Source organism: Nostoc sp. EspVER01 (assembly GCF_034530635.1).
Taxonomy (GTDB): domain Bacteria; phylum Cyanobacteriota; class Cyanobacteriia; order Cyanobacteriales; family Nostocaceae; genus Nostoc.
This window is the reverse complement of record NZ_JAVRCS010000006.1, coordinates 152,693-173,956: the sequence shown is the minus strand read 5'-3', so window position 1 is coordinate 173,956 and position 21,264 is coordinate 152,693. Positions and strand designations below refer to the sequence as shown.

The following is a 21,264-nucleotide window of genomic DNA, read 5'->3' as shown; positions in this document are numbered from 1 at the left end:
TTGTTCTCCTAGTTACATAGCCACCCGTGGATAAAGTTTTCCACCAAGGATGGCCAAAATTATTAATGTGAATAAGAGAATTGTACAATCCAGACCAAAGCCATAGATGCTAGTGCCATTCAACAGCATGGTGCTACGTAACCCGTCAACCAGATAAGTCAACGGATTTAAATGGGAAATGAACTTTAACCAACTGGGCATCAACGAGATCGGATAGATGGCATTGCTCGCAAAAAATAACGGCATGGTTAACAATTGTCCAATACCCGTCATCCTTTCTCGGCTTTTCACCAAACAGCCAATAATTAATGAGAAAATACAAAAGGAAGCCGCCCCCAGTATGACTAGCAGCAATACTTGGAGAATAGCTAGGGGATGAAGATTTAGTTTGACACCTAATAAAAATGACAATCCGTAAATGAATATTACCTGAGATAAGCACCGTACCCCACATGCTAAACCTTTGCCCAACACCATCGCTACACGGGGTGTTGGACTAGCTAAAAATTTATGGACAATCCCTAAATCTCGCTCCCAGATTAGGGTCATTCCACCACTAAAAATTGCCACAAACAAAATACTCTGAGCCAAAATACCAGCAGAAATGAAGTCCAAATAGGGTAAGTTCCCTGTAGGAATTGCGCGAGTTCGGGCGAAAACTTGCCCAAAAATTAGCAGCCATAAAGCTGGTTGCACAGCCCGAACGACTAAATCCGTGGGATCGTGGCGGAGTTTCCGTATTTCTAATTCTGCGATCGCCAGGGTTTTCGTAACTAGCTCTTTAATTGCAGAGATCAAATCTACTCGGACAGTGGGTGGTGCTTTAACCCAACCGTTGAGCAGTACGTCTGGTTCTTGCTGTGTCACGGTAGTTGACTCCTGATGTTAACTGGTCGCCTGTATAGTGAATAAAGACATCATCCAAACTTGCATTTGGGTTATTTAAAGAAGCTTTTAAGTCCCTTGGTGTACCTTTAGTAACGACTTCACCTTGCTGCATAATCGCTACTCGGTTACATAAGCTATCCGCTTCTTCTAAAAAGTGGGTTGTTAAAAATATAGTTGTGCCGTAATCAGCACAGAGTTGTAGTACAAGCTGCCATACTTGAGTTCGAGCGATGGGATCTAGTCCGACAGTCGGCTCATCAAGAAACAAAATTTGGGGTTGATGTAGAACTGATATGCCAATTTCCAGCTTGCGGATCATCCCACCAGAGTAATTTCGTACCAAGCGTTTCGCCGCATCTTGCAAACCCATGTATTCTAGAATTTCATAGATACGGCGATCGCGTCCTTTGGCAGGTATTCCATACAGCTTGGCGAAGATTAAGAGATTTTCGTAACCCGTGAGACTACCATCAGCAGAGAGCGCTTGGGGTACATAGCCGATAGCCCGTCTCACAGGATTAGATTGACGAGCCACATCATAGCCAGCTAAGGTTGCTTTCCCTGCACTGATAGGCAGCAAGGTTGTCAACATTTTAATAACTGTACTTTTCCCTGCTCCATTGGGGCCAAGCAGTCCAAATACTTCGCCCTGTTCCACAGATATGCTCAGGTTATTAACTGCGGTTAACTTGCCAAAACGGCGTGTGAGTCCCTGAGTTTCCAAAATCAACGGTTTTGGTTCGGTAGGAGGTTGCGATCGATTTATTTTGCCCGTCAGTATTGTCACAAGTTTGATGCACTTATATTAATTAGTAAATCTAACTATTAGCTTCTCAATAGATTTACTAGAAGTCAATAGACTTCTGGCATAAAGTTGAATCAGAGTAAAAATAAATTCAGTAGAGTGGCGGCGAGATTCTTGATGGGCAAAGCATCACTGACAAATTAACCGCAAACACTTGCTAGGGATGGTTAATAGGTAAAAATTTTCAGAATGCCTATTCCTGCTCAGTTAGAAAGTCTATGCCGCATTTAATTTTCATCAACAAACTGCAAAACCCTCTTGTATAAAGGTTCCGCCACCCAAAATCCTGCTTGGTTAATCAGAGCATCTAACAAAGGTTTCACAGCAGAAATTAGCCTTTGGCTTTTAGCTTCAACCAAGATCCCTAAAATTCCTGTGTAACCAAGATTTAGCCTAGCTGCAATCATGCGACCACGACGTTCATCAATCAAAACTTGATCTGCTTTCATTTCTAATGCTAAAGCGATCGCTTCAGCTTCACCAATATCCAGTTCATTGCTGAGTGCTTCAACCAATGTTCGATCTTGAACTGGACGAGTTTGAATCCAGATAAAAGTTTGGACTTCAATTGCACCTGCAACTGGAAAGTTGGGATCAGTTAGTTCTCGGTAGACAGCTTCAGGAATTAGAACTGTTCCGTAAAGCTGTTGTAGTAAATGAAGATGGTTAATGGCGGCGAGGTTGTTAATGGGTGAAGTATCACTGACAATGATCACAGTCTACCCATCGCCCGCAAGTTTTCTATATCTTGGTCAAAATCCTCGACACCATAATGCACTGAAATTTGACGACTTGCAAGTAGATGCTGAAATGCTATACGATTCATACCTGCAAACCGACTGGCTTGAGCTAAGGTTAACTTTTCTTTTTGAAAGAGCATCACTGCAATTTCCTGCTTCATTTCGCCTTCAGTCATTCGAGTTGCGGTTAATATTTCATTAGGAATGACGACGCTCATAATTATAATCCTCTCTATCACTACTATTCTAAGCAGCTTGGGCATTGCCAAGTGATAATCAGGTAAATAAACCGAACCGTATCCTTTTTATAAATATTGTTCATGTCATAATGTAACGCTTTGTTCTGGTTTGGGAACCCTAAGAATAATACTTGAGTACTGAATACGGTCTATATGGCAATAAAGGATGTTCTTGCAGATTTCGAGGGAGATGATTTCGTCACTCCCAGAATTATTCGTGCTGTTCGTAGTTTTAATGGTCAAGGTACTTCACTTTATTACTATAGTGTAGCTGAAGCTGAAGCAGACAGCGCATTTTTGCAGTTATCTCAAGTTACTTCTTCTGAAAGGGCAAGTCAGTGGTATGCAGGATTACTACAAGTCATTGAGTCTTTATCGCAAATGCCAAGCCGATGTTCTCTAGCTAGAGAAAATGATTATTTTAGCCAAGAAATTCGCCAGATACTTTAAGGTCGAGGGCGCAACTCATACCGAATAATTTTCACAATTTTGGTAGGACAACAAATATCGACAGTGCGTGTTCTTCATATCCGTCACGCTGCACAGCAGACCCTTGGTGAAGCACCGGATGACTCTGAGACGACCTAAAGACTAGCAACCGCACGGGGCTACGCTGGAGCATATTAAACATATACCAGCAAAGCGATCGCATCTGGTAATTTTGAGAGCGATCGCATTAAAAATTATTGAAAAACTGAGCGCGATGAATACGAATTATATAACATCTCTGGTTATCTTCAACATTTTATTTCCACCAGGCTGTAGTTCGTATTCAACCTTTTCAATATCTATTTTGTAACCCTTTGAAGTGTAATATTTGACAATTTCATCTAAATGTTGTGAATGTTTCCACATTAAAGTTATGAGGGGGAATATTCTGACTTCTTTAGCAATACGCAACATCTCACCTACAGAATCTAGGTGAAAATCGTAATCGAGATGGTCTGAATATAAAAACAGTAAATGTGAACAAAGCGCTATGTCAAATTCTTGATTATTAAATGCCAGTTTTGGCAATTCACCGATTGTGTATCTGTTGCTTTTTTTGCCAGCTTCATAATCAGACATAAATTCTTGAATAACTTTCACCCTATTATGTCGCAAATCATCCGGGGATTTATGATAGCTCCATACCCAATCATTCGTTTTAGCCTTGACTTGATTAATAATATCATCTACTACTTCATTAAATCTTTGCAATATTTCATCACTGGAGAATTGGTACAGTGGATCAACAGAAACTACACTTTTACGCTGACGTGTCATTTCTGCATTGAAGCTTGCTGGCCCATCCCCAATCCCAATGATTCTTTTATTTAAATCAGCATTTGTTAAATTGAATATTTTTATATATTCATCCATTGACCTCCCAAAAGGAACTACTTTATCTAGAACCATTGCCATAGAATTTTCCTCGCAAAGGACTGATTAAACAAGATAATAGTAAACTCAAAATGTTTTATTCACTGCAAGACGGCAATCATTCAGAAGCACGTCAAGTTCTTTTACAACTGCTAAGGAATTTCTACCTCTAAACACAGCAGCGATCGCAGCTTCATAAGGATTTCTACCTGTTTTTTTGACAGCATTAATTGCAGCTTGATTTGATAATCCTCGCACACTAACTAGCCATGCCACTAACACATGTCCAGTACGCCCAATTCCACCAGAACAGTGTACAACAACTTTCTCATTTTGTTTATCAGCTTCTATTAAGAAAGGAAGTATTTTCTGTGTGAGGGTTTCTAAATCAGATAAATGGAAATCTGCAATTGGTGTCCAACACACTAGTTGATTCCCAAATTCCTGTTTGTATATGTTTAGAAGATTAGAGTAAGAAGCTAGCTGTTGTTCATCAAGAAGACAGCAAACACGCTTGATATTTTGGCGCTTCATGAACTCTATCCAATCCTGAACATTCTTGTCGGTGTATCCAGGTCGCGCAGCACCAAAAACTATTTGCTCCTTCTCCCAAGCTGGGGCAAATTTGTACATATTTAACTGTCTAGAGTCGAGGTTGATAAATCTCACCGATGGCAGAAAATAGCGATGGCTGCGCCAACGCTTTCAGCGAACGCAGTTTAAAAATATCTCTACAGCAGATGCCAGCTACAGTAACTATATCAAAGACCTAATACAATACCTACGTATACCCCATTATCTTGCTTTAGAGTGATACTGCACTGCATCCAACCTACCTGGAAAAGAATAAGGTAGGTTGAATGGTAAGAATAAAGTTTTTCAATAAATTTTATATTTTTGTGAATTGTCTTGCTGGTTATACTACCTCTAATGCTTATTCTTAGGACTTTTGCAGCTTACTTTGCTAGCTCCAGTAGTTACCTTGACTAATCAATGAGGTTAAGAGAAACTAACTAAATACTGATGCGTGTGCTTATAATACTAATAAGCTTTGTAAAGATTCTGAGATATATATGTTGAAACATGGAACATTAGTTAACAAATGGCGAGTTTGTATCTAAAAATGTTCCTAGGGCTATATTTGTAGCCTTCTGCTAAGGCAGTACAATTTAAGCGTACTTATCCTGGTTGACCAAAAGAATGGAGACATTAGAGTTCATAATCTATCCAGACGGTCGGGTACAAGAGAAAGTCACTGGCATTGTGGGTAATTCTTGCGCTGAAGTTACAGCAGCAATAGAGGCACAGCTGGGGCAAGTACTTAATCATGAGCCAACCTCAGAATATTTCGCCGCCAAGGTGCAGCAATCTAATGTGGCGAATACACACACCACTTACAGCGATTGGTAAGTTTTCACAGTAGTTTAGTGTTATTAATTCACAACCACCATGTCACACTTTAGCCAAATTAAGACTCAAATCCGTAACCTTGATTCTTTGAAAGATGCTTTGACTGAATTGGGCGTAGACTGGAAACCAGGCCCACGCGAAGTCCGTGGCTATCGCGGTCAAACCCATCCTGCAGAAGTTAGTATTGAGCAGGAAAATGGCTATGACATCGGTTTTAGATGGAATGGCAAAGAATATGAATTGGTGGCTGACTTGCAATATTGGCAGCAAGATTTGTCTGTAGATGGATTTTTGCGCCAAGTAACACAGCGCTATGCTTATCAAACAGTTGTGAAAGAAACTGCTCGTGTTGGTTTTCAAGTTTCTGAACAACAAAAAAATGAAGATGGTTCAATTCGCTTGGTAGTACAGCGCTGGAGTGCGTAATGGCTGATTTTCTGCCGTCGCCGGAAGAACAAGAAGATAACCGTTCCGGTTTGGAACCAGAACTAGGGGGTTTTTTACGAGATGCCTCAGAACGTTCTGGTTTAGAACCGGAATTGGGTGGTATATTGCGCCAAAATGGTGTTTATGTTGACGAAATCACCTGTATTGGTTGCAAGCATTGCGCTCATGTTGCGCGTAACACCTTTTATATTGAACCAGATTACGGGCGATCGCGCGTGGTTCGGCAAGATGGGGACGCAGAGGAAATTATCCAAGAAGCAATTGACACTTGTCCAGTTGATTGCATTCATTGGGTTGATTACACTGAACTGAGAAAGTTAGAAGACGAGCGCAAATATCAGGTAATTCCTATAGTGGGTTATCCTGTAGAACATGCAGTTGCTGCTAGCGAACGTCGGCGTAAAAAGCAAAAGTTAAAAACCAAAAAATCCCGTTATTAAGATAAAAACGTTAAATCAATATAATAAAGGACTGGTATATCCAGTCCTTTTGTTTTTAGTATGTAGTTAATTTCCGCTGCACGGATAATTTTGAATCCCCTGTAAGGGCTAACTTCCTTCATTTGAAATTTAGAGGATCGTGTTGTGAAAGTAATTTTTCTACTTTTGCCTCATCTAACCTAGCAGTTAATCTTCTGGTTTCGTGCAAGTCTCTAGTAGTTTTTGCCAAAGTAAAAGTTGAGCCAACAGAGAAAGCCATACCCATACCCATAAAGCCTTTTACCCAGCCATTTACAGGTAAATTGACAATACCGAAGCTGGTCATAGAAATAGAAATCACAAAAGCTGCCCAAGTTTGAATAACCCAAGCTGCACTATCTTTTTGGGTACCAATTGTTTGCATATTTTCTACCTTTGATATGAGTTATTAATACCAATTCTTAATTCGTAATTAAGAAGCGTAAGATTTAATCTGGGTTTCCAGACTTGTATCTATAGTTTAGTTTTGGAGAATTGGTGTTAACAGTAATTATATTTCTTAGTAGGTTTACTGGTAATTAATAGTAAGACCAGTTTCGTAACTGGACTTCAACAGATAAGCTCAAGAGCAATTGTAATAAGTAGAAACTGGCACAAGATTTGTACCAGTTTTACAAGTGGCATTAAAAGGATGAGTTTAGTTATTCATCTGGAAAAGTCTGTACCTTGCCATCAGGACTGAGAACAACTCGAATTCTGACATTTTGTCCATTTTTATTAGCGGAAACAAAAGGTTTGCCAACTTCAGGCATCCCAGCGTTATCAACGAATTCTCTTGCTGCCCTATTAAGGGGGAAAATTCGTTCAATTGTGCCGTCAACACCAACTATCAAACTATACTCTAATGTTTGTCCCAGTCCAGTAGGTGGTTGCCAACGCTTTGTTAGGTATTGTCTAGCTTCTGCTACTTGAGGTGTGTCAAATAATGTGCCAGTAGCTACTTCTCTGGATGTGGGGTTTTTACCTGTGTCCCCTAATTGATCGATGAATGGATTATTAGCAGCAGTTCTAGAGGAGGGAATTTGTGAAGTAGGTTTCTCTCCAGCAGAAGATTGCTGTAAGGAACTGATTCTTTCGTCTAGCTGTTGTGAAGTTAGTGAGGAGGGTTGGGTTGGGGTATTGACACGATTCTTATTGGGTATGGTGTCAAGAGATGGAGGTAAGACTGGTGAAATATTAGTTGGTAAGCTATTGGCGTTAGAAGATAGTCTGGGTGGCAAATTCCGCAGTTGAGGGATAGCACCAGCACCAGCTTGGGGACTTGACCCGGTTGGATTCTGTCCCAGATTTGGTAGTATGGCAATTTCCTGTCCTGGGATTTTGCTGGATGGTGCGTTCGTTCGATTACTAGGAAGGGTTGCAGTCGTCCCTTGAGGTATTGTCAATGCATTTGGTAGTGGTGGAGAGAAACTAGAAGTAGGAGCTGTTAAAGGTGCTTGAGGTAAAGTGGATGTGGAAAGTGGAGGGGTGGAACCTAGCAAATTATTTGATGGAGGGGTTAGCCCAGGTTCAGGCGTGGGAAAGTTTAGTGAGGATGAAGGTTCTAGAGCAGTCTTTACTGCTTCTGAATTTGATGTTTTGGCTGTCTGCTGTTGCTTTTCTCTAATATTGTTGGCATATTGCCAAGTAACTGGTAAAAAACCTATACCTAATACTAATACTGCGGCAATAGGCGCCCAAGCAGGGAACCTCAGAGTCGAACCTGTGCTGTTGAGAGTTGGGAGTGCCATGACATCAGTTGAATATTCATCTAAAGCACTTGCCAAATCGAATAGTTGTAGCAAACTGAGTTGAATTACAGGGCCAGATGAATAGTTGGCAAGAGAACCAAGAAAGAGGTTGTGAGTTAAATAGCTGCTTGGTTCTAAGTGGATATTTGCCCCTGGAATCTGGGTGCTAAAGGCATTTAATGTTTTTGTTGAAGACTTTAATTCTGGCTCATCGAGTGCTGTACTTGACTCTTGGGTACTGGAGAAACTGACCCAAAAGCTTTCTGGAGACTGTTGGAGAAATTGCTGTACATAGTTGGTGACAGCATCACATAAAGCTTCCAGTTGCTCCCGATCGCCCCGAATTGGAACTCTTTGTTCTTCTGGTAGTCGGGGATCGTCAAAACGTAGCTCAAAGCTCAGATGTTTAAGGACAGTTTTTCCCATCCAACGGGACAGAGGTGAGCTTTGCGCGAATACTTCTAGCGTGCAAGTCGGTGGTGTGTAGCAACGAATAACTGAATTTGATAGAGGCATGACAGGAACTACAAAGAAGACTATATTGGGATTTTGCAAAAATTGAGCCAGTTGCTTGCAAAGAAAAGTTGGAACGATGGATTCTTCCACTTAGCAATTTGTCAGGTTCCTTCTGTTATGCAAACTGGCGTGCAAGGAGGAAGCATTGCTGATAGTGCATTGCCCAAGAGCTAATGACCATCAAAAAGGAATCCTTACCTAGCAAACTTTCATGAGCAAATTTTGGTTGAAGAATTTCAAATCTAAAATTTAAAATTTTGTTGAACGGTCTATAAGTGCTAGCCAGAGACGGCGATGCCCACCAGGAGCGCTGTAAAAAAGTAAATCTACAAGCAGTTTTAGGGCCAGGTTAGTTAGTAAATCCGTTGAGATTTTCTCGTCCTCTTCCATTCGCTCTTGGTAGGTGTTGCAAAAAGCATCAATATAGTCTCCAAGTAAAGCAGCCTGGTGAGGTTCCCGGTTATTTTCTGCCATTTGTTCTAACAGACCGACAGCACGGCGAATCAATTCCTGGTGCTGTTTGGCTAGATAGCAGATGATCAAAACAAGCGATCGCGCTTCTTCGACATCTAGCTTTTTTCGCCCTCCTTGACCTTTGCGTAGAGGATTTGATTGGCGCAATCGCCATAAAGCTACGCGGTCTGGCACTCTTGACTCTAAATTCAGATCGGTTGCCGCCGAAAGCATTGCCTCTGAACCAATCCCAGTTAAGGTTTCTAGCGCCAACAGCACCAAGTCTAATTGGGTTTTGATATTGTCCCATTGAACTGTATTTGGCGCTGGAAGCTTGATTAAATCCTCCCACTGGGAATTTGGAGTGGCTGAGTTGGCGGCCGAGTGCATAACTTTTAGCATAGGTGATCAAGCTGATAGGGGATGTTGCTGTTACCCATTTTGAAACCAGACTCTTAAGAATTAAGCTTGGTTTCCCATAGCTATGAGCCAGAGGCTTCAGCTAGCTTTTTTATCTGGTAAACAGTAGGTATCTTTGTCCTACTCTAGATGAAAATTTATTTTCAACAAAGTAAAAAATTATCAATTCTAATTAAGGTTGACCCGATTTTCGCTGCTAGCTCCGTACAAGAGTATAAATAAACTATTGTTAAAAATGCTAACCGCTAATGATCGCTAAGTAATTATGTAGAATACCTCCTAATTTGTTCACAGTTTTAAATTTTGAAATTTCTTGATATTTATTACTTGGTTTTAATGTATACATAATTACCATTCAAATCTTTTGCCTGTTTGCTAAAGGCACTTTTTGCTTCTGGACATTATCTCAACATAGTTTCACTTGTGTGCAGCCTGTTATTTCAGTATAGTTTGGGCAACATCAGGACGATTGACGCCTTCATGAATAAAACTGATGACAAACTTAAAAATTTGATAAAGTCAGCGTTTGAAGATGTTGGGTGATTGATTTATTCCAACTTAGTTGGTAGTACAACTCTAACCGCAAACCACGTACATATCAAAACTCATCTATAAAGTTGATGGGCAGAGGTAATAGTTTAGATATTTACCAAAACTCATGCTTCAGTATGGGTTAGAAATAATTTACTGAGTAGGAATAGCAACGCAATAATATAACAACGATTAAAAAGCATTTTTTTGCCTTTTCACTGATAGCTTGTGCTGTCGGTGTGACTCTGCCAACTCAGGCATTTGCAGTTAAACTATACGGTGCTGGTAGTTTGCGCGATAGCCTCATGGAAGTAACTGAATCTTTTAATGATAAATACGGGATTCCAGTAGAAACGCGATTTGGCCCGTCTGGTTTAACACGATAATTTCTAGAACAAGAATTCTCCGAAACCGGAAAATCCGCAGATGTTTTTGCCAGTGCAGATATTGATAACCCTCAGACATTGCTTGAAGAAGGATCCTGATGGTGAAAAATTAGCTAAATATATCTTGTCACCAAAAGGGCAAGAAATTTTGGCTAAGTATGGATTTAGCGAACCTTCTACTTCTGTTCCTGAACACCAAGCTGCTGGTGGAATTTTGCTGGCAGTAGGTGTAGTTTTTATCCTGAATAAAAAACAAGTATTGGTCAAAAAATAAATAGATAACAGGTGATAGGGAATAAGTAAATACTTTAATAAAGAGACTTGCAAATAGTAAATCTTGGTTGGTCTTTTCTCTCAAGATTCTCAGGATTACCATTTGCAAGTGAACTTTATTTTATATGAACAACGGTAACACCACTGCCGCCATCTGCTTGTTCTGCTGGTTGGTAGTTGTTCACTCTGGAATGCTGTTGCAAAAAGGCGTGAACTCCTTGTCGTAGCTTACCAGTGCCATAGCCATGAATAATCCAGACTGGCCCTGTAGCTTCCGAGATGGCTTTATCTAAAATGTATTCGGCATCAGCCACCCGTTTACCACGCAAATCGATGGTATTTTGAGAAGTCCGAATTTCTGGGACATTTTGCGGTGGCGGGGTTACTGCTGCTGGGGCTGGTTTGGGTTTAACGACTGGTTCAGCTTTTTGACCATCTAAAGATTCTATATCTTCTAACTTCACAGCCATTTTCATTAGGCCAAAGCGAACGCTTAACTGGCCATCTTCATCAGGGGCGGTGATCACATCTGCTATCTGTCCCAATTTTGGAATGCGGACGCGATCGCCTACTTTGGGCATAAACCCAACTTTTGGTTTGGCTGGTGTTGCTGGCTGATATTGTTGGCCAATTTGATTCAAAGCATTGGTGGCTTGCTGCGCTTCTTGGGCTGTGGGCGTACCTTTCTGCAAACGGCGGATTACTTGGGCAATTTCACCTTTTGCCTGAGCGATCGCTTGCTGCACTGCTACTTCCTGTGAAGCCCGCAAACTGCTTTCCCTTTCCTCCAGACTTGCGGCTTTTGCGGATACTTCTTTATATAAACGTTCCGCTTGCTGCAACAAAACTTGGGCTTCGGCTGCTTTGGTTTCTTGGCGGCGGCGTTGCGCTTCTAAGCCAGCAATCACCTGGTTAACTTCATCTGTGGCTTCTCCAACTTGGGTTTTTGCCTGTTGCACCACTTCTGGTTTTAATCCCAAGCGCAGGGCAATTGTCAGGGCATTAGAACGTCCGGGGATGCCCCACAGCAGACGATAAGTAGGCGACAAAGTACTTTCGTCAAATTCTACAGAGGCATTTTCAAAGCGATCGTCTTCGTATTTCAGGGCTTTTAGTTCGCCGAAGTGAGTGGTCGCGATCGTTAGCTGGGAATGGTTGGCGAGATATTGCAACAAGGCGATCGCTAAAGCACTACCTTCCACTGGATCGGTTCCTGCGCCGACTTCATCAAGTAAAACGAGTGCTGAGTTAGAAGCAGGAAGTTTCTCCTCTGCTTCTCTGCTCCCCTGCTCCCCTGCTCCCTTGCTCCCCTGCTCCCCTGCTTCCCCATTCCCCAATGCTTCCAAAATCCGACTAATGCGGCGGATGTGTCCAGAGAATGTGGATAAACTCTGCTGTAAGGATTGTTCATCGCCTATATCTGCCAACACCTTATCAAACCAAGGTATTTCTACTGGTTCGCGGGCGGGGACAAATAAACCCACTTTGGCCATTAATGCTGCTAACCCCAAAGTTTTTAAGGTTACAGTTTTACCGCCAGTATTTGGCCCGGTAATGGTTACAACCCTAATTAGCGGGTTAATCAGCAAATCTACAGGAACTACTGGTTGCCCTTGTTCATGCTGTTGTTGCCACACTAACAAAGGATGTCGTAAGTTCCGTAAGGTAATGATTTCCTTGTCTTCACGCCGGATAAATCGCGGGGGATTCGCTCCTAGCCAGAAACTATATCTCGATCTAGCGGTTGCCAAATCCAAAGTGGTGGCGATCGCTAACAATCTCTCTAAATCTGGCTTAACTGCGGCTACTTGTTCCGTCAAAACACGGCGAATCGTTTCTTCTTCGGCTTGCTCTCTTCTGATGATCTGCCGCAGTTGGTTGCCTAGAGGTACTACTGAATTCGGTTCCACATACAGGGTGGCACCGCTGGTAGAGGTATCGTGGACTATACCAGGAATAGCATCTTTTTGGGGTGCTTTTACGGGGATAACAAAGCGATCACTCCGTTGCGTAATCAGCTGTTCTTGAACTGCGCCAGATTTTGCCTGTAAGATATTTTGCAGCTTTTGAGTAATTTGGCTACGTAATCGCCGTAAGTCTGTGCGAATTTCTCCCAGTTTTTGACTCGCGCGGTCAGTTACCTGGGCCCGTTCATCAATACAGCGGTGAATTTCCTGTTCTAGTTCGGGATAAGTCCGCAAATCGGCAACCAAATCAGTCAATATCGGCAAATCTTCTTGATTGTCGATGACACGGCGCAAATTTCTGGCACCAGAGAGGGTAGTAGCGATCGCTAACAGTTCTTCCCCTGCCAAAACTCCACTGCGTTCTGCTCGTTCTAAGGAATCGCCAATATCTTGAATTCCCTCAAATGACAGTCCCGTGGTCAGGCGACTTTCCAGTTGGTAGATTTCTTTGGTTTGCTCTAACAACAGTTCGCTTTGGGTCTGAGAATCAGGTATTTTCAGATGACGCGCAGCTGTCGCCCCCAGCTTAGTTGCGGCAAAGGTAGCAAGGTGCTGGCAAAGGCGATGCCATTCTAATAATTCTAAGGTTTCAGATTGGATCAAGGTTTCAACATCTAATCTGAAATTATGGTAACAATTCTAGCTCCTAGATGGATAAATCTTAAAGGAGAAAATTTTGCTTTAATTCAATCAGCCAGCTAGTCCGTGGCAATAGCCAAGTAATAACTGGCACATTAAACTATCTTTTTTGAGAAAATACCCCAACCAACTGCCATAAAAAAAAACACAGAAACGAATTAGGCAGCAACTATTTCTTGGGCTAGAACGTAAGGTTGAACGATGAGAGTATTAAATCTTTTACTGCGATCGCCATTCCATTCACCCACCTGTACCGTTGTGGGTTTGGTAATCAATTGTTTATCAATCCACTGTTCCACTGATGGAATGTTATCACTGGCGATCGCTACTCCAACATCCACCAAATCTAGCTCAAGTGCCACCAAAATTACTGCATCTCGTTGTACATGAGGAATTAACCATTCCCACTCTGCCTCATCCAAAATTTCTGTTAATTCCGCTCTTAAATCCGACATTACTTCCCAACTATTGATTGATAGATATCTATTTTTACATTATTCACTACTTCCTAGTTCCTGACAAATGACCACTAACAAATGACTAAACCTCTGACTTCATCTCATCAATTTCAAATAAAGATACAATTACTCCAGCAATGGGAATAGATATAAAAACTCCTAGTAAACCTGCTACTTTAGCGCCTACTAGCAAAGCAAAAAACACCACTACAGGATTAAGATTCAGCGCACCTTGCATAATTCGGGGCGCAATCAAGTTGTCTTGTATCTGCTGGAGGATAATACAAGCTATCAATACTTTCAATGCTAACCAAACACCTTGAGACAACACAAATAGAGTAATTGTGCTTACTCCTAATGTTGCTCCTATGCCAGGAATGATATCAAGAACTCCAACTATTATTGACAATATTAAAGCAAAAGGTACTTGTAATATTAAGAAAACGACGAAAGTCGTACTTGTGAGAAATGCACTTAATAATAACTGACCTCTAAAAAATCCTAAAAATGACTTTCTGATTATAATTGTAAATCTATTGCGGCGATGTTTAGGTACAATTTTTAAAATAAAGTTCCACAGCTTGTCTCCATCTAATAACATGAAGAAAGCCACAACTGCAATTAATACAAAAGTCACAAAGTTAGTCATAAACCCTTGTAGAATAGCTAAACTAGTCACAAGACTTGAGACAGCTTGGTTCCGCAGTTGTTCTTCAATAAAACTTAAATCTATCTGTAAATTCCGGCTTCGCAAAATTCCTTCTATTCGCTCTAACAAAGGTACTAAAGAATTCAAAAATGCAGTGATACTATCAATTAATTGTTGTCCTTGAGATAAAACCGTTAAGCCCACGGTAATTATCAGACCGCCTATAATCACAATACTGAGCAAGAAAACAAGACTAACAGCTACACCGTGGGGTAAAAAACGCCGCAGCCCTTGTACGGGATAGCTGAGTAAAAAGGCCAAAATTGCAGCGAATGTGAAAATAACAATGACTGCTTCAAAATAAGCTAAAAGCTGTACAATTGCCCAGCCAGAAGCAACTAAAAGCAAAAATCTAACTAATGCTAGATTATTTAATCGCTCCCAAAAATTCTTGGCTTCAAAGCCGCTCATAATAATTCATAATTCGTAATTTTTAATGACGCTCACGGACTCGCTACCGCTGCGCTAACGTAATTCGTCGTAATTAAGCCGCAAAAACGCTAGTTGTTTAGTGTGATAAAGTTAGCTGCCCTGTAAGATTGAGAGTTATTTGTTGGAAGTCCTTTACTTTATTGCTAGAGGAATAGAGCTTAAGATTAAAGTAATCTAATAGCGATCGCTACCTCCCTAAAGCATATATCTGTTGTATCTCTAGATTCATCGTCCTAAATCATGCATTTCGTTAATTACTGTGGCACACTTTTGTGTCAACGCTTCCAACTCTTCTTTATTACTGGAACTGGGAGCATCAATCAAGTTACCAATTCTGACAGTGATGGGAACTGCACGGGGTAGGGACGAGCCTTTTTGTAAAATCTTCTCAGTACCCCAGACACTTACTGGTAATATTGGGGCTTTTGCTTTCGCCGCTAGCAGCAGTGCGCCTCTTTTGGGGTCTGTAATTCGACCATCTGGGGTGCGAGTACCTTGCAAGAAAACACCAACAGCCCAACCTTTATTGAGATATTCTAGGGCGGAACGGATGGCATTGCGATCGGCATTTCCGCGACTGACTGGGTAAGCGCCATACAATTTAATCGCTTGCGCCAAAACGGGGATATTAAATAACTCTTCCTTAGCCATATACGCCACTGGACGACGTACACAATTAGAGACAATCGGCGGGTCAAAGTAACTAGCGTGATTACTCACTACTAATAACGGCCCTGATTTGGGGACATTTTCCGCACCATGAATCTGGCCCCGAAAGTAAGCGTGAAGCATGGGGCTGACGACTGACCATTTAAAGGCGTGGTAAAGTGCCAGACTGATCAACGGTTCGCGGTTTTTGTCCACAGAAGATAATGCAAATCAAACTGAATTTAGCATACGCGATCGCAACGCCCAAATCAAACGCAAAAAGCTGTGGAGATAAATTGCTTCACCCATCAGGGAATACTAAATCTGGAAGTATTAAAGATTTAGCAATATGCTTAACACTATTGTCAGTATTCCTGGATATCGCATCAGTGAAAAACTCTACAACGGTTCTCGAACCGTGGTTTATCGCGGTTATCGAGAAACTGACTCATTACCTGTAGTGATTAAATTGCTCAAAAATCCTTATCCGAGTTTCAGCGAACTCTTATCGTTTCGTAATCAGTACACCATAGCCAAAAATATCAACTCATCTCTAATCATTCAAACCTACAACTTGGAACCGTATCAAAATGGCTATGCGTTGGTGATGGAAGATTTTGGCGGGATTTCTCTTAAAGATTATTTTACCTCTCACCAGACGCGACATATCACTTTTCTACAAGAGTTTTTACAGATAGCGATCGCACTGTGCAATACCTTAGATATACTCTACCGCGCACGGATTATTCATAAAGATATCAAACCCGCCAATATTTTAATTAACCCTGAAACCAAACAAGTTAAATTAATTGACTTTAGTATTGCATCTCTGCTACCACGAGAAACCCAAACGCTGATCAGTCCAAATGTATTAGAAGGGACACTCAGTTATTTATCACCAGAACAAACAGGCAGAATGAATCGCGGGATTGACTATCGAACTGATTTTTATGCTCTAGGTGTAACTTTTTACGAATTACTAACTGGAAGATTACCATTTAAATCAAACGATCCAATGGAGTTGCTACATTGTCATATTGCAAAAGATCCAGAGAAAATCAAAAGTGAAGAAATTCCACAAGTGATTTCAGATATTGTCATAAAATTGATGATGAAAAATGCTGAAGATCGCTATCAGAGTGCATTAGGATTAAAATTTGATTTAGAAAAATGTTTACATCAGCTAAAATCAACTGGCAGAATTGACAACTTTACAATTGCCCAAAGTGATGTGTGCGATCGCTTTATTATTCCCGATAAACTCTATGGACGAGAAGCCGAAATAGCCGCCCTCCTTGAAGCCTTTGAAAGAGCTAGCAAAGGTGCAACTGAAATGATTCTGGTAGCTGGTACTTCAGGTATTGGTAAAACTGCCGTTGTTAACGAAATTCATAAACCGATTGTGCGCCAACGCGGTTATTTTATCAAAGGTAAATATGACCAATTTCAACGAAATGTTCCCTTTATCGCTTTTGTACAAGCATTCCGAAATTTAATGGGTCAATTATTAACAGAAAGCACTTCTCAAATTCAGCAATGGAAAATTAAAATTTTAGAAGCTGTAGGTGAAAATGGACAAGTAATTATTGAAGTTATTCCCGAATTAGAAAAAATTATTGGTAAACAAACACCAGCCATAGAATTATCAGGAAGCGCATCACAAAATAGATTTAATTTATTATTTCAAAAATTTTCTCAAGTTTTCACTAGCGTTGAACATCCATTAGTAATATTTTTAGATGATTTGCAGTGGGCTGATTTGGCATCACTGAAATTAATGCAGTTATTAATGGCTGATACCAAGTATCTTTTATTAATTGGTGCTTATCGAGATCATGAAGTCAATCCAGTGCATCCGTTGATGTTGACTGTTAATGAGATGCAAAAAACAGCAGCAACTATTAACACAATTACTTTAGCATTATTAAGTCAAGGAGATGTGAATCAATTAATTGCTGCAACGCTTAAATGTTCAGATAATTTAGCGTTACCAATTTCACAAATAGTCTATCAAAAAAGTTCTGGAAATCCATTTTTTTGTACTCAATTTCTTAAATCATTATATCAGGATGGGCTAATTACATTTAACTTGACAGAGGGCTACTGGCAATGTGATATTAGCCAAATTAATCAACAAGCAGTCACAAATGATGTAGTTGAATTCATGGTATTGCAATTGAGAAAGCTATCACAAGCCACTCAAGATGTTTTGAAACTAGCTGCTTGTATTGGAAATCAGTTTGATTTGAAAACATTGGCAGTTGTTTTAGAACAATCGCAAGCAGAAACGGCAACTAATTTGTGGAATGCATTGCATGAGGGTTTAATTTTACCTACTAGCGAGGTCTATAAATTTTATCTTAGTGAGGGAAGTCAAGCTATTGCTGACGAAAATTCGGAAATTGTTACCTATAAATTTTTACACGATCGCGTCCAAGAAGCTGCATACTCTCTTATCCCTGAAGAACAGAAAAAAGCTACCCATTTACAAATAGGTAAGCTATTACTTCAAAACACATCTGAAATCCAAAAAGAAGAAAAACTTTTTGAAATTGTTAATCAGCTAAATATTGCATTCATACTGATTATTGATCCAATTGAACGAGAACAACTCCTCAAATTGAATTTAAAAGCAGGTAGAAAAGCACAATTGGCAACTGCTTATACATTAGCAGTTGAATATTTAACAATAGGTTTAGAACTTTTACCTGATGAGAGTTGGTACAGCCAGTATGAACTAACACTATTACTATATCAATCCATTACAGAAGTACTTTGTCTGAGTGGTGACTTTGAACGCATGGAAAGCTATGCAACTGTAGTTATACAACAAGCAAAAACTCTCCTCGAACAAATTCCTATCTACAATGTCAAAATTCAAGCTTACATGGCACAGGCACAGCACAAGAATGCTTTGCAAACTGCACTAACTGTTCTTCAATCAATAGGGGTGGAACTGCCTCAACAAGTCAATCAAACTGATATTGAGTCTGAACTGGAACAAACAAAATGTCTTGTGGCAGATAAACCAGCGATGGATTTACTAGAACTGCCAAAAATGACGGATGTGAATATTCTGGCAGCAATGCAAATTTTGTCAAGTATTATGTCAGCAGCTTACCAAGCAAATCCCCCATTGTTTCGAGTAATTATCTTTAAACAAGTTCAACTATCAATCCTCTATGGTAATGCTCCAGAATCTACCTATGCTTATGCTAGCTATGGACTTATACTCTGCGGTGTTCTCGGAGAAATTGATACAGGATATCAATTTGGGGAAATGGCATTACTGTTACTTGAACGTTTAAATGCTTTCAAAGTTAAATCAAAAACTCTATTTGCAGTAAATTGTTTTATTCGACATTGGAAATCGCCTGTTAAAGAAACTTTAAATCCTCTTTTGCAAGCCTATACAAGTGGTTTAGAAACTGGAGATATTGAATATGCTGTAATGTCTGCCTATGTTTTTGGCAGATATGCCTATTTGAGTGGTCATGGTTTAGAGGAATTATCCCAAGCTATGGGAAACTATGGCACAATTATGCACCAGTTTAAGCAAACTACCTATTTTAATTTTAATAGTATCTATTATCAATCAGTTTTGAATTTGTTGGGAATGTCAGATAATCCTTGTTTTTTAGTTGGCGAGATTTATGATGAAGTCGCAATGTTGCCTCTGCATCAAGCTGCCAATCAAACTAGTATTATTTGTCAGCTTCATTTTTGTAAACTGCTTTTATGTTATCTCTTTGGTAAGTATCAAGAAGCACTAAAAAATGCTGATATTGTCGAGAAATATTTAATCAGCGTGACTGGATTAGTGCTAATCCCAATATTTTATTTTTATGAATCTTTGACTAATTTAGCTTTATATAAAGACTGCTCAATAACTGAGCAAAAATTAATTATTGAGCGAGTAGCAGAAGCTCATAAAAAACTCAAAAAATGGGCAGAGGGTGCGCCGCAGAATTATGCTCACAAATGCAACTTGCTAGAAGCTGAAAGCTTTCGGATATTAGGACAAAAAATTGAAGCAATAGAATTGTACGATCGCGCCATATCTCTTGCCAAAGAAAACGGCTACATTCAAGAAGAAGCACTTAGCAACGAACTAGCAGCCAAATTCTACCTCGACTGGGGTAAAGAAAAAATCGCCCAAGTCTATATACAAGAAGCATACTACTGCTACGCCCGTTGGGGAGCAAAAGCCAAAGTTAATCACCTAGAAAAAACTTATCCCCAATTACTGCAACCCATCTTGCAACACCAACGAATCAATCTCAATCCCTTAGAAACCATTGCTTTTCGTAGTACCGCCTCATCTTCTAGTACTGGCAGCACTAGTATTGCTGATGTTCTGGATTTTACCTCTGTTTTCAAAGCTGCTCAAGCTATTTCCAGTTCTCTAAAATCAGATCAACTCATTGCCAGCCTCACTCGCATTATCCTAGAAAACTCTGGCGCGAAAAAAGCTGTACTCATTCTTCCCCAAGAGGACGACACTTGGGAAGTTAGAGCAATTACCTTTATTGAGCATGAGGAAATACAAACTATCCTCAATCCACAACCGCTAGATAATTGTCAAGATATTCCTGTAAAAATTATCAATTATGTCAAAAATACTCAACAAACAATTGTTATAGACAATTGTAAAACAGATATTCCTGGGATAATTGGGAAATATATGTTGGAACATCAACCCCAGAGTGTGTTGTGTGTCCCGATTATTAATCAAGGATATTTGCTAGGTATTCTATATTTAGAAAATAGCTTGACTCAAGGAGTTTTTACTAACGATCGCCTCAGCGTCATTAACCTTCTTTCATCTCAAGCTGCAATATCTCTAGAGAATGCTCGACTTTACCAACAAGCAGGAATTGCATTACAAGACTTACAACAAGCACAATTACAAGTTGTTCAAAGCGAAAAAATGTCTGCATTAGGTAATTTGGTTGCTGGGGTAGCCCATGAAATGAATAATCCTTTGGGCTTTATTGCTGCCAGTCTCCAACAAGCTAAACCCACTATTGCAGATATTGTTGAACACTTAAAACTTTATCAAGGAAGTGTACCCAATCCCAGCGATAAAATCAAAGACCATGCCGAAGATATTGACTTGGATTATAGTTTATCAGACTTACCCAAGATAATTGATTCTATGACAATGGCGTGCGATCGCCTCCGCAACATCAGCACCAGTCTTCGCACTTTCTCTCGTGGTGATAAAGATTACAAAGTGCCTTTTAATATTCACGAAGGTATCGACAGCACGATTTTAATTCTCAAACATCGTCTGAAAGCTAATGAAGAACGTCCAGAAATTGATGTGATCACTGATTACGGTAATTTGCCCCAGGTTAAATGTTTTCCTGGGCAATTAAATCAGGTATTTATGAATATTCTGGCAAATGCCATTGATGCGCTAGATGAATCAAATAGCGGACAGACTTTTGAGGAGATTAAGAAAAATCCCAACCGAATTACAATTAAAACCTTAGTAGAAAATAAAGGGGTGAAAATTGCGATCGCAGATAATGGTCAGGGAATAGATGAAAAAGTGCAAGAAAAGATATTTGACCACTTATTTACTACAAAAGGCGTGGGTAAAGGTACGGGGTTAGGATTAGCGATCGCTCGTCAAATCGTTGTAGAAAAACATGGCGGAGTAATTAAGGTAGATTCTACACCAGGCAAAGGTACTGAATTTGTGATCCAGCTACCGATGTAGCAGA

At 40.2% G+C, this 21,264-nt stretch carries 20 protein-coding genes; 7 read left to right on the top strand and 13 right to left on the bottom strand.

Annotated features, from left to right (window positions below):
* Positions 1–12: 12 nt before the first annotated feature.
* The 4 genes from RMX69_RS07750 to RMX69_RS07735 form a co-directional block, all read right to left on the bottom strand.
* The gene (locus RMX69_RS07750; protein WP_322637084.1) at positions 13–867 is read right to left on the bottom strand and encodes an ABC transporter permease; all 855 of its coding nucleotides are present in this window, start codon (positions 865–867) and stop codon (positions 13–15) included.
* Positions 824–1,675: an ABC transporter ATP-binding protein gene (locus RMX69_RS07745; RefSeq protein WP_322637083.1), complete on the bottom strand. Its 852-nt coding sequence runs from the start codon at positions 1,673–1,675 to the stop codon at positions 824–826. The genes RMX69_RS07750 and RMX69_RS07745 overlap by 44 nt, the downstream gene beginning before the upstream one ends.
* Positions 1,676–1,920: 245 nt before the next feature.
* Positions 1,921–2,409 carry a DUF3368 domain-containing protein gene (locus RMX69_RS07740; RefSeq protein WP_322637082.1) on the bottom strand — a complete coding sequence of 163 codons (489 nt, stop codon included), beginning with the start codon at positions 2,407–2,409 and terminating at the stop codon, positions 1,921–1,923.
* Positions 2,406–2,651: a UPF0175 family protein gene (locus RMX69_RS07735; protein ID WP_100903255.1), complete on the bottom strand. Its 246-nt coding sequence runs from the start codon at positions 2,649–2,651 to the stop codon at positions 2,406–2,408. The genes RMX69_RS07740 and RMX69_RS07735 overlap by 4 nt, the downstream gene beginning before the upstream one ends.
* Positions 2,652–2,825: 174 nt before the next feature.
* Here RMX69_RS07735 and RMX69_RS07730 point away from each other — a divergent pair, with 174 nt between their 5' ends.
* Positions 2,826–3,122, top strand: coding sequence for a hypothetical protein (locus RMX69_RS07730; protein WP_322637081.1), 297 nt, complete (start codon positions 2,826–2,828; stop codon positions 3,120–3,122).
* 264 nt (positions 3,123–3,386) lie between these two features.
* Here the strand turns inward: RMX69_RS07730 and RMX69_RS07725 are convergent, their stop codons facing one another.
* Both RMX69_RS07725 and RMX69_RS07720 read right to left on the bottom strand, forming a co-directional pair.
* Positions 3,387–4,076 carry an SAM-dependent methyltransferase gene (locus RMX69_RS07725; protein WP_322637080.1) on the bottom strand — a complete coding sequence of 230 codons (690 nt, stop codon included), beginning with the start codon at positions 4,074–4,076 and terminating at the stop codon, positions 3,387–3,389.
* Positions 4,077–4,121: 45 nt separating this feature from the next.
* A complete protein-coding gene (locus tag RMX69_RS07720) occupies positions 4,122–4,667 on the bottom strand; it encodes a protein-tyrosine phosphatase family protein (RefSeq protein WP_322637079.1) in 546 nt (181 codons plus the stop codon).
* Between the two features lie 567 nt (positions 4,668–5,234).
* On the opposite strand from RMX69_RS07720, the gene RMX69_RS07715 reads away from it, so the two are divergent.
* The 3 genes from RMX69_RS07715 to RMX69_RS07705 are packed head-to-tail and all read left to right on the top strand — an operon-like array spanning position 5,235 to position 6,331.
* Positions 5,235–5,444, top strand: a complete 210-nt coding sequence (locus RMX69_RS07715) for a DUF2997 domain-containing protein (RefSeq protein ID WP_094328129.1) — start codon at positions 5,235–5,237, stop codon at positions 5,442–5,444.
* A gap of 39 nt (positions 5,445–5,483) precedes the next feature.
* Positions 5,484–5,870 carry a DUF1257 domain-containing protein gene (locus RMX69_RS07710; protein ID WP_012406942.1) on the top strand — a complete coding sequence of 129 codons (387 nt, stop codon included), beginning with the start codon at positions 5,484–5,486 and terminating at the stop codon, positions 5,868–5,870.
* The gene (locus RMX69_RS07705; protein WP_322637078.1) at positions 5,870–6,331 is read left to right on the top strand and encodes a ferredoxin; all 462 of its coding nucleotides are present in this window, start codon (positions 5,870–5,872) and stop codon (positions 6,329–6,331) included. The genes RMX69_RS07710 and RMX69_RS07705 overlap by 1 nt, the downstream gene beginning before the upstream one ends.
* 118 nt (positions 6,332–6,449) lie before the next feature.
* On the opposite strand, the gene RMX69_RS07700 is transcribed toward RMX69_RS07705, so the two are convergent.
* The 3 genes from RMX69_RS07700 to RMX69_RS07690 form a co-directional block, all read right to left on the bottom strand.
* Positions 6,450–6,734, bottom strand: a complete 285-nt coding sequence (locus tag RMX69_RS07700; RefSeq protein WP_289796743.1) for a YiaA/YiaB family inner membrane protein — start codon at positions 6,732–6,734, stop codon at positions 6,450–6,452.
* Between the two features lie 277 nt (positions 6,735–7,011).
* Complete coding sequence (locus tag RMX69_RS07695) at positions 7,012–8,616, bottom strand: DUF4335 domain-containing protein (protein ID WP_322637077.1); 1,605 nt, start codon at positions 8,614–8,616, stop codon at positions 7,012–7,014.
* Positions 8,617–8,865: 249 nt separating this feature from the next.
* Positions 8,866–9,471 (bottom strand): DUF3038 domain-containing protein, encoded by a 606-nt coding sequence (locus RMX69_RS07690; RefSeq protein ID WP_012406938.1) that lies wholly within the window; start codon positions 9,469–9,471, stop codon positions 8,866–8,868.
* A gap of 788 nt (positions 9,472–10,259) precedes the next feature.
* On the opposite strand from RMX69_RS07690, the gene RMX69_RS07685 reads away from it, so the two are divergent.
* Both RMX69_RS07685 and RMX69_RS07680 read left to right on the top strand, forming a co-directional pair.
* The gene (locus RMX69_RS07685; protein ID WP_322637076.1) at positions 10,260–10,406 is read left to right on the top strand and encodes a hypothetical protein; all 147 of its coding nucleotides are present in this window, start codon (positions 10,260–10,262) and stop codon (positions 10,404–10,406) included.
* Positions 10,407–10,488: 82 nt separating this feature from the next.
* On the top strand, positions 10,489–10,680 hold the full coding sequence (locus tag RMX69_RS07680; RefSeq protein ID WP_322637075.1) for a hypothetical protein: 192 nt from the start codon (positions 10,489–10,491) through the stop codon (positions 10,678–10,680).
* 115 nt (positions 10,681–10,795) lie between these two features.
* Here the strand turns inward: RMX69_RS07680 and RMX69_RS07675 are convergent, their stop codons facing one another.
* The 4 genes from RMX69_RS07675 to RMX69_RS07660 form a co-directional block, all read right to left on the bottom strand.
* On the bottom strand, positions 10,796–13,249 hold the full coding sequence (locus tag RMX69_RS07675) for an endonuclease MutS2 (RefSeq protein ID WP_322637074.1): 2,454 nt from the start codon (positions 13,247–13,249) through the stop codon (positions 10,796–10,798).
* A gap of 194 nt (positions 13,250–13,443) precedes the next feature.
* Positions 13,444–13,740 carry a DUF2288 domain-containing protein gene (locus RMX69_RS07670; protein ID WP_289796739.1) on the bottom strand — a complete coding sequence of 99 codons (297 nt, stop codon included), beginning with the start codon at positions 13,738–13,740 and terminating at the stop codon, positions 13,444–13,446.
* Between the two features lie 85 nt (positions 13,741–13,825).
* The gene (locus RMX69_RS07665; RefSeq protein WP_289796738.1) at positions 13,826–14,863 is read right to left on the bottom strand and encodes an AI-2E family transporter; all 1,038 of its coding nucleotides are present in this window, start codon (positions 14,861–14,863) and stop codon (positions 13,826–13,828) included.
* A gap of 246 nt (positions 14,864–15,109) precedes the next feature.
* Positions 15,110–15,748: a lysophospholipid acyltransferase family protein gene (locus tag RMX69_RS07660; protein ID WP_289796737.1), complete on the bottom strand. Its 639-nt coding sequence runs from the start codon at positions 15,746–15,748 to the stop codon at positions 15,110–15,112.
* 133 nt (positions 15,749–15,881) lie between these two features.
* On the opposite strand from RMX69_RS07660, the gene RMX69_RS07655 reads away from it, so the two are divergent.
* Complete coding sequence (locus RMX69_RS07655; protein ID WP_322637073.1) at positions 15,882–21,260, top strand: ATP-binding sensor histidine kinase; 5,379 nt, start codon at positions 15,882–15,884, stop codon at positions 21,258–21,260.
* Positions 21,261–21,264 lie beyond the last annotated feature (4 nt).